Source organism: uncultured Mucilaginibacter sp. (assembly GCF_937859865.1).
Lineage (GTDB): Bacteria > Bacteroidota > Bacteroidia > Sphingobacteriales > Sphingobacteriaceae > Mucilaginibacter_A.
The window spans coordinates 1-8,569 of record NZ_CALMAT010000083.1; the positions used below are offsets into that span (position 1 = coordinate 1).

An 8,569-nucleotide genomic window follows, 5' to 3' on the forward strand; every position below is an offset into this window, starting at 1 on the left:
CTGAACCAAAATATAAACAACCTTAAAATCAATATTGCCTAAATGCACTACGGGTAATTTAATTCAAAAATCAGATCACAATTAAGGGCATTGTTATTTGCAATGCCTTTAAAAGAAATTTGACTAATTAACATCAAACCAAAGCTTTGTAGTAAGTACGTCTGCTCCTTGATTACTAATAGCGGTTTTATAATTGGCTCCATTTAGTGATTGTTCTGTACCTGGATAAATAAAGCGTACCGGGATTTTCCCGTTCAGCACACCGGCTACAGCTGGTTGCAACTGCGGATAATCCAGGCGACGCCACTCGGCAAAAGCTTCCAAACCTTGTCCAAAAAGGGCAATCCATTTTTGATTTCCAATAGATTTTTTAAAGTTCGTTGCATCATATTGTGTTGCTGGGAGAGCTGTATAAGCGGCAACATCAGCATCGGCAACACCATATTGTTTTAAAGATGCTTGGATGGCCTGGGTATAAAGAGCAGCCGCATTTTCAGTTGTAAAACCACGCGCCGCCGCTTCTGCCCGGTCAAACAATACTTCCGCATAACTCATGATGACGGCCGGTGCCTGTGGTGCCAAAAAATAAGTGCCAGGTTTAGAAGTTTTGGTTAAACCAAAATTACTGGCATCACCAACCAGTAAACCGTTTGGCAAACCAACATAAGTTTGCGGTGTTGCTACCTGCGTTTTACTCGCGTAAATGGGCAGGCGCGGATCATTTAAAGCAAAAAGCTGATCAACCATAGTTTTGCTAATCCGGTAATCATCACGCGTATCAAATAGGTTGCTGATGGGATTCTGATTAGGCGAAGTTTGATAAACCAATTGTGCAATTTCTGTATTAGAGCTGATGTAACTGCCTCCTTCTGCTTGAATATCAGCCAAAACCTGTTTGCTTTTTGCCGGTTCCCGATCAGCAATGCGCAACGCAATACGCAGGCGCAGCGAGTTGGCAAATTTTTTCCACAATGAAATATTATTGGCATAAATAATATCTCCTCCAATCGCTTTACCAGCAGGGTCAAGTGCGGTTTGAGCAGTTTTTAAATCGTCCAGCAATGCAAAATAGACATCCTTTTGCGCATCATAAGCCGGTGTTAAATACTGATCTATCGAAGCCGACTGCTTGTACGGAATATCGCCATAAGCATCAGTTAACAACATAAAAACCCAAGAACGCAGAACCAACGCCACGCCTTTATAATTTGGGTTAGCTTGTGCATCGGCCTGTTTAATAATTTGGTTAAAGTTGATAATGCTTCTGGAATAACCAACCGTCCATAATTCCTGAAAAGCACTGTTTGTATAGATGTACCTATCCGGATCGGTGTATTGGATTTTTGCCCAGTGCTGCACAAAAAGCAGGCTGGCATCCATATTATTTGCCGTACCCCAATAAGTATCAGCAGTAACTTTGGTGGCACCTGTAAGCAGGTAATCCGGTTGCGCAGTTTGTGCTGCGTTTGGGTTTTGGTTGAGGTTGGCCAAATCTTTTTTGCAAGATGAAGCTGCCCCAAAAAAGGTGGCTAAAAACAGTATGGCAGTGTATTTAAGTTTCATGATTGTTAAAATCTAAGGTTAAGGTTAAAACCAATGTTGCGTACGGTTGGCAGTGTCAAGTCTTCTAAGCCTTGTCCATTACCGGTGTTAAAAGCTGTCTCCGGATCGATGTTCGGAACGTTTTTATGGATGATCCACAAATTTCGGCCTACAACAGAAATAGTTGCCGCCTGCATCCCGGCAATTTTTGCCCAGCGTGCCGGGATGGTGTAGCCCAATTTAACTTCGCGCAGTTTTACATAGGAAGCATCGTAAACAAACGCTTCATCTACATTGGTAAAACCTTTATAGTAAGATTGTGCAGGCAGAATAGTGGTGTTTTTACTGCCGTCTGCTTTTACACCGTCAAAAACCATCCCGTCATGATAAATGGTTTCGCCGTTTGGCGCAGCGGCACCGCTGTTAACTTGAACTGCCGCAACCGAACTCACATTACCCGGATAATAATAACTCAACCCGCCGTTTGCTGTACCGCGGCCGGGCAAGGTCGAAGCCAGAACGCCAGTATAAGTGCCTGTACGATTGGTATTTGAGTAGATAGAACCACCAACCCTCGCATCAACCAAAAAGCTAAGCGATAAGCTTTTGTAACTGAAACTGTTGTTGACACTACCCAACCATTTTGGGGTGTACTTGCCCAGATATTGTTTTGTATTATTGATAACTGGCGTGCCATTTGCACCAATGATAATTTGTCCAGCTGCATTACGCGTATAAGTTGTGCCAAAAAGCGTACCGTAAGGCTGGCCCAAAGCCGCCAACACCTGTACCGTACGATCCGTACCTAAAATAAAACTTTGCAAATTCCCTTCTGCATAAAGCGAAATTACTTTACTGCGGTTCATAGAATAATTGGTCGTAATATCCCAGGTAAAGTTTTTGGATTTGATGGGCGTGATGCCCAACTGCACTTCCAAACCTTTGTTATTGATTTTACCGCCGTTGATCAGCTTCTGACTGTACCCAGTAGTTGGACTAACATCCACATTTAAAATTTGGTTGATGCTATTAGTGTTGTAAATGCTGGCATCCAAATGAATTCGGTCCTGGAAAAATCCGAGCTCAAAACCTGCTTCTCCAGAGGTAGTTGTTTCCGGTTTTAAGTTTGGATTAAGCTGAATGCTGTTGGCACTTTGCTGCGGATTGGCATTAAATGGCGCCGTAAAATCATAGGTATTGATTAACTGATATGGCGTAGTTGCCTTACCCACGTTAGACCATCCACCTCGTAATTTAACGTAACTGATCACATCACTTTTAAAATCTAAAGCATCAGAAAGCACCAAACTGCCGTTAACAGAAGGATAAAAATATGACAGATTTGCCGCAGGAAGTGTTGATGACCAATCATTACGACTGGTTAAATTGATAAATGCATAATTGCGGAAACCAACTTGTGCCGAAGCAAAAAGGCTGTTGGTTTGCAGCTTACCATATTCATTAAAAGATACTAATGGATCGCGTGAATTACTTAACGTGTATAAACCTGCAACCGCCAGTTTTGGTGCTACCTGATCATTCCGTTCATTTAAAATGGAACTGATGTTACCGCCAGCTAACAAATCAAGCGAAAAATCTTTGTTTAACTTTTTGGTGTATTGAAGCCGGGCTTCGGTGTTGGTTTCATTTACCGTATAAGCATCCTCTTCGTAAGAACCGAACGGTGTTCCGCTGGTGCCATAAGCAACTTTGAGTTTACGGCGATCATTATAATAATCAGACCCGATCCGGAAGTTGGCCGACAAACCATCAATAATTTTATAGTTTAGTTCTACACTTCCAATTATTCGGTTTTTCTCCTGACTGGCTGTGTTTTCATAAGCCTGAAAATACGGATTACTGTAATAACTGTTGTTCCAGTTAAATGTATTGCCGTTGGCATCACGGTAGTTTCTTAACTGGTTGATATCTACCTGACGGCCAAACCAGGTAAACTGCAGCATGGTACTGGTTGCGCGTTTGCCACCCGAACCCGGTAAGTTAGGCGCATCATCTTTAATATAGTTGGCAATGGTGGTCAAAGTTAGTTTTGGAGTGAGCTTGAAACTGCTATTCACCAAAAATGAATTTCGGTTTTGGGAAGAGTTAGGCACCACACCAGTTTGATGCAGGTTATTGTAGGATACTCGAAAATCATATTTATCACCGCTGCCAGATAAAGCAACACCATTATTCAACGTTACGCCTGTCCTGAAAAAATCACGTACATTATTTGGATGTGCTACAAAAGGAACCGCTTGTCCGTTAGAATAAAATTGTGGAATCAGCGAACCATCCAGCGCAGGCCCCCAGCTTTCATCCACACCATCATTGGTGCCACCACCTTTGCCATCTACATAACTAAACCGGCCGTTAGAGCCTTGTCCATATTCGTTTTGATATTTGGGTAAAGAAAGCAGGTTTGAAAAACTGGTATTTGAATTGAGTGTGATTCCCAGTCCTTTTGATGATTTCCCCGTTTTAGTTTTAATCAGGATAACACCGTTTGCCGCGCGATAACCGTACAAGGCAGCAGCATTCGGGCCTTTTAGTACCGTAACCGATTCTATATCTTCTGAATTTAAATCTGATATCGCATTAGAGAAATCCCTTGAACCATTTGTTCCCAAAAATTGTGAGTTATCCACAATAATTCCATCCACTACAAAAAGTGGCTGATTATTTCCGGAAATAGAAGTTTCACCTCGGATAACAATGCGAGATGAACCCATATCTCCCTGACTGTTGGTTACCTGCACACCAGAAATTTTGCCTGCCAGCGCATTTACCAAATTAGTTTCTTTTGCTTCTGAGATGTCTCTTGCTTTTAAACTTTGAACCGCGTAACCTAGAGATTTTTTATCTTTCGAGATATTCAAAGCCGTTACCACCACTTCATTTAGCGTATTTACGGCATCCTCCAAAATAATGGGCAAGTTGGTTTCGCTTTGTTTAATGGTGATGTCCTGGGTTTTAAAACCGACGTAGGTTATCCGTAACACATCATTCGCTTTTGCTGCAATGGAAAACTTTCCGTCTGCATCCGTTTGTGTTCCGGTAGTGGTACCGGCAACAATTATACTTACGCCGGGCAGCGTTTTCCCGTCAGATCGGGCCGTAACAACGCCATTTACTTTAAGGGATTGTGCAGCTATAATTTTCGGAATAGTAAGCTGTAATATGAAGGTAAGTAGTAGTAGGTATTTTTTTGACATAGTGAATTATTATAAGATCTGAATTTGAGAAAATGATATATTATAACATATAGTGCTGATTTTTGAACTATAGGTAGTTTAAAGTATAAGTATTACGGTTTTGTACAACATCGTTTAATGCTTCTTTTATCACCTAAAAATTAGGGTTTGGTGTGGTTTCAATATTGTATTAAGTATAAAATATGAGGCATAAAAGAAGCATTTTTAGGATTTTATTCAGGTAATGTTTTAGGATGCAGCAATGATTATTAAAGAGAGGCTTCGTTAGGTGTTGCAACCAATTTATTAATTACTTTAACCATTTCGTTTTCATTATATTGGCGGGTTAGAAAAACAATTTTTCCGTTTGGATCAATTACAATGTTGCGCGTAAGCCGCTTTTTTATCAGCAAACCGGCCAAAAATTTCTGCTTTGGGATCAAGGGCAAGCGGACAGAATCAGCAATTGATCTTTTTTTACTTTCCTGGGCTACAGCATAGTAAGGAAGTGACAGGATCATCGTAAGTGCAACAGCGATTGCCTTTTATATCATGCTTAATAAAATTTACTTTGATAACTCCTTTGGCTTGTAATGAATTTAGGGTATGCAAAACCGCATGGTGCTCAAAGCGGGTAGTAATAACATTTGTAATACTTTGGCCATAAACTGCCGAAAGTATGGCCATGTTATCGGCTTCAGTGCCTCCGGAAGTAAAGATGATTTCTTCAGGTAAAGCATTTAACAAACTAGCAATAGTTGCCCGGCAACCCTCAATTGCTTTCCTTACCTGCTGTCCCTGCTGGTGGTGTGAAGACGGGTTGCCATAATGCCCAAGCAAATAAGGTATCATGGCATTAAAAACTTCTTTATCTAAGGAAGTTGTGGCAGCATTGTCGAGGTAAATTCTCATGGTTTCGTGTTGATTATAACATTGATCATATATCAACTTATACCAGACCAGATTGCGGGATTAAACGCAATACTTGTTATCTTATCTTCTTCTCACCATTTGGTAAGCGTAGGAATTAGCACCTTTTATCGGCCATGCCGGTATAGGTTGCTAAGACTTCACAGGGCCTTTCCCTCAGTCTTTCTGGATAAGTAAATAAAAGAACAGTTGTTAAACAGCAGCAAATATATAAACCTTTTTACAAAGTCTATAAGAAGCTGTTTAAATTTCTCTCAAGAAAAATCCTGATGCTTCTTTTAGCACTAAAAAATTGGTATCTATGCTTTGCTGCCGCTACAAAAAGCAATTGGCCTTGATGGTTTTTAGGTGATAAAAGAAGCATTGCCAATAACTTGAACAAAATTTAAACAGCTTCTTAGTAGAAACACAACTTAATCAATTGGGCAAGTATAGATAAAAATGTTATTGAACCGTCAAAGAGAGTAGTGTTTCTGGAAGACGCACAAATTATTTCTGCCTATGTCATATCACAACTCAGAAAAGCAGGATACAATCACTCCTTTTTTCGAAATAAGGTCAGTACACAGAAATATGCTTCTAGCAATTCAATACCGGAACAACCGTATAGCAAATTCCTTGATAGAGTAGGTTATATTTGGGTGCCTGGTTTTGGCTCAACCAGCGATACGGCTAGTATACATTTTGCAGAACGTATACAACGTTCTATTAAGGACATTGACACGAAGCAGAGCATTAAAGGCTGGGTTGTAGACCTCAGGAATAATGGTGGCGGCAACATGTACCCATGATTGCAGGATTAGGGCCATTAATAGGCGAAGGAACATTAGGTTATTTTGTCAATTCAAAAACGAAAGCAGATGCTAATTCCTCATGGTTCTACAAAAATGGCAGATCTGGCGTAAGCGGGCATAAAAGCGTCACGGTAAATCCGCATAGGAAGTTAAAAATGCTTCATCTAAAATTGCAGTCTTGGTAGGATCAGGAATTGGAAGTAGCGGTGAGATGACAACGATAGGAGCCCACCTTGTGTTACTTCAAATTTAATGAATAAAGAGAAAATCATACATTGAACATTTAATAAAGTGAACATTTGATTATTCAAAAGTTAATAATTTTACTTGCAGCGAATATTTAGTAAATTTGACTTGATGGCGAAACATGGCGATGCAAGATCAAAATGTGTTACAAATACGTAACAGTGAATAATTTTAGGTTATAAATTTTTGATAATTAGATATTATACACGCTGAGGCTCTTGCTGTTAATCAGAGGGTCGCTGGTTCGAGCCCAGCTTCGGGAGCAAAAAGCCCTTAAAAATATTGTTAAAGGCTTTTTTGTTTATATAACCGACAGCCAAACACGCCTCCTGCAGTTTTACCCGGCAGTGCCTGAAACTTGACCGTAATATATTGCTTACCGTTTAACAGCCCTGCCGGGATAGCATAATTTAGGGCATAAATGCCCGGCGCTGTTTTTACACTTAGTTTTTCGGTGGCTATTTTCTGTCCGTCAACCAAAATTTCAAACTCACGTCCTTCGCCATCGGTTCCTAAGTAATTGCATTGCAGTTGGGCTGCTTGTGCACCTTTGGTAGCCATTGTAAATGAAAACCAGCCTCCGTTTGTAGCATCCCGCCATCTCATTCCGTTTACACCGCCTGTATTTGTTTGTTCGCCTTTTAAACTGTGGTCCCGCTCGGGCTGCATTTCGCCCAAACGCATCACATCCAATGTTCTGGCGTTCAGTTCTTCTTCGGCCTTGCGCTCGGCTTCAAACTGCTGCTCCTTCAGTTTCCATTCATCCGCAGTAAAAAAATCCCAGTAAACGGCCTGCTTTTGGTTGTAAACTTTATACAACGGTTCCAGCATTACTTTCTTCCCGTTGTTGCTGGCATAAAACAAGTTGGGCTGTTTGTCGTCCGGCTTTATCCAATCGTTAAGGTTGGCTTTGGCAGATACAAACACCGGAATATCACGCTGCCAAATTTGGCCGGTGCCCAATTCTCCGCTTAAAACTAAAGGCCCGTACAAAACAGCTTTCTGGTTAGCATTATCAGGCATGCTTTCCGTGTATAAACTCATCGGATAGGTAATCTGAACATGATCACCTTTGTGCCATTTCCTGTTGATCGTGATATAAGTGCCAGGTTTTGCTGCTATGGATATTGCCTTACCGTTAACCGTTATAAAAGCACCATCAAACGCCCATTTTGGATAGCGGATGTGTAATGGCATTTGCAAAGCATGTGCAAGTTGTTTTACGCTGAGGTTGATTACTTTGTCTTCGGGATATTTAGTGTCCATCTGCCAGGTGATCCCTTTTTCTTTCCAAGTGAGTACAGATGGAATAAATAGATTTACAAACAAGCCGCCCAGGTTATCTTTATAATAGATATCCATACCGTATTTACTATGGTTTTCCATACCGGTTCCGGTACAACACCAGAAGGAACTGTCCCGCGTCCCGAATTTTTTTTCAGTGCCCGAAGCCAGGGGCAGATAGTATAATACCATTCCGTTTTCGGGGTTTTGCGAGGCCAGGATATGGTTGTACAACACGCGCTCGTAATAATCCGCATAAGCAGCCCGGGCATTTAGCTTAAATAAATGACTGGTTAGTTTAAGCATGTTATAGCTGTTGCAGGTCTCGGTCGTGTTCTCGCTTAAAGTTTTCGACAAATGATCCGGTTCGTTGCTGAAACGTTCGTGGTCGCTATTGCCGCCAATCACATAAGAATAATGGCCAACCACCGTATTCCAGAAAAAATTGGCAATGGTATAATCACTTTGATTGCCAGTCAGCTCATATTGCCTTGCGCAACCAATGATTTTAGGGATTTGTGTATTGGCATGGACACCGGCCAAATCATCCTGGTTATTGGCCAGTGGACTTAATATCTG

The 8,569-nt window shown here is 41.1% G+C and carries 6 protein-coding genes and 1 riboswitch; of the genes, 1 reads left to right on the forward strand and 5 read right to left on the reverse strand.

Translation table 11 applies throughout. From position 1 onward, the window contains the following. Positions 1–123: 123 nt before the first annotated feature. The 4 genes from Q0192_RS08740 to Q0192_RS08755 all read right to left on the reverse strand — a co-directional run bounded on the left by Q0192_RS08740 (position 124) and on the right by Q0192_RS08755 (position 5,648). On the reverse strand, positions 124–1,563 hold the full coding sequence (locus Q0192_RS08740) for a SusD/RagB family nutrient-binding outer membrane lipoprotein (RefSeq protein ID WP_299289038.1): 1,440 nt from the start codon (positions 1,561–1,563) through the stop codon (positions 124–126). Positions 1,564–1,568: 5 nt separating this feature from the next. Then, positions 1,569–4,757, reverse strand: a complete 3,189-nt coding sequence (locus Q0192_RS08745) for a SusC/RagA family TonB-linked outer membrane protein (RefSeq protein WP_299289041.1) — start codon at positions 4,755–4,757, stop codon at positions 1,569–1,571. Positions 4,758–5,005: 248 nt separating this feature from the next. After that, on the reverse strand, positions 5,006–5,257 hold the full coding sequence (locus Q0192_RS08750; RefSeq protein WP_299289044.1) for a hypothetical protein: 252 nt from the start codon (positions 5,255–5,257) through the stop codon (positions 5,006–5,008). Continuing rightward, positions 5,214–5,648, reverse strand: coding sequence for an aminotransferase class V-fold PLP-dependent enzyme (locus Q0192_RS08755; protein WP_299289047.1), 435 nt, complete (start codon positions 5,646–5,648; stop codon positions 5,214–5,216). Before Q0192_RS08755 ends, Q0192_RS08750 begins: the two co-directional genes overlap by 44 nt. Positions 5,649–5,726: 78 nt before the next feature. Beyond that, a riboswitch (SAM riboswitch) is annotated at positions 5,727–5,842 on the reverse strand. A 291-nt stretch (positions 5,843–6,133) separates the two neighbouring features. Here Q0192_RS08755 and Q0192_RS18760 point away from each other — a divergent pair. Beyond that, positions 6,134–6,457, forward strand: a complete 324-nt coding sequence (locus Q0192_RS18760) for a S41 family peptidase (RefSeq protein WP_366518154.1) — start codon at positions 6,134–6,136, stop codon at positions 6,455–6,457. A gap of 534 nt (positions 6,458–6,991) precedes the next feature. Here the strand turns inward: Q0192_RS18760 and Q0192_RS08760 are convergent. Beyond that, positions 6,992–8,569: beta-L-arabinofuranosidase domain-containing protein (locus Q0192_RS08760; protein ID WP_299289050.1), on the reverse strand; the 1,578-nt coding region annotated here is incomplete at its 5' end.

Coding starts and splice junctions, on each gene's coding strand:
- Q0192_RS08740 (WP_299289038.1), bottom strand. CDS start 1,563: ATGAAACTTAAATACACTGCCATACTGTTTTTAGCCACCTTTTTTGGG.
- Q0192_RS08745 (WP_299289041.1), bottom strand. CDS start 4,757: ATGTCAAAAAAATACCTACTACTACTTACCTTCATATTACAGCTTACT.
- Q0192_RS08750 (WP_299289044.1), bottom strand. CDS start 5,257: ATGATCCTGTCACTTCCTTACTATGCTGTAGCCCAGGAAAGTAAAAAA.
- Q0192_RS08755 (WP_299289047.1), bottom strand. CDS start 5,648: ATGAGAATTTACCTCGACAATGCTGCCACAACTTCCTTAGATAAAGAA.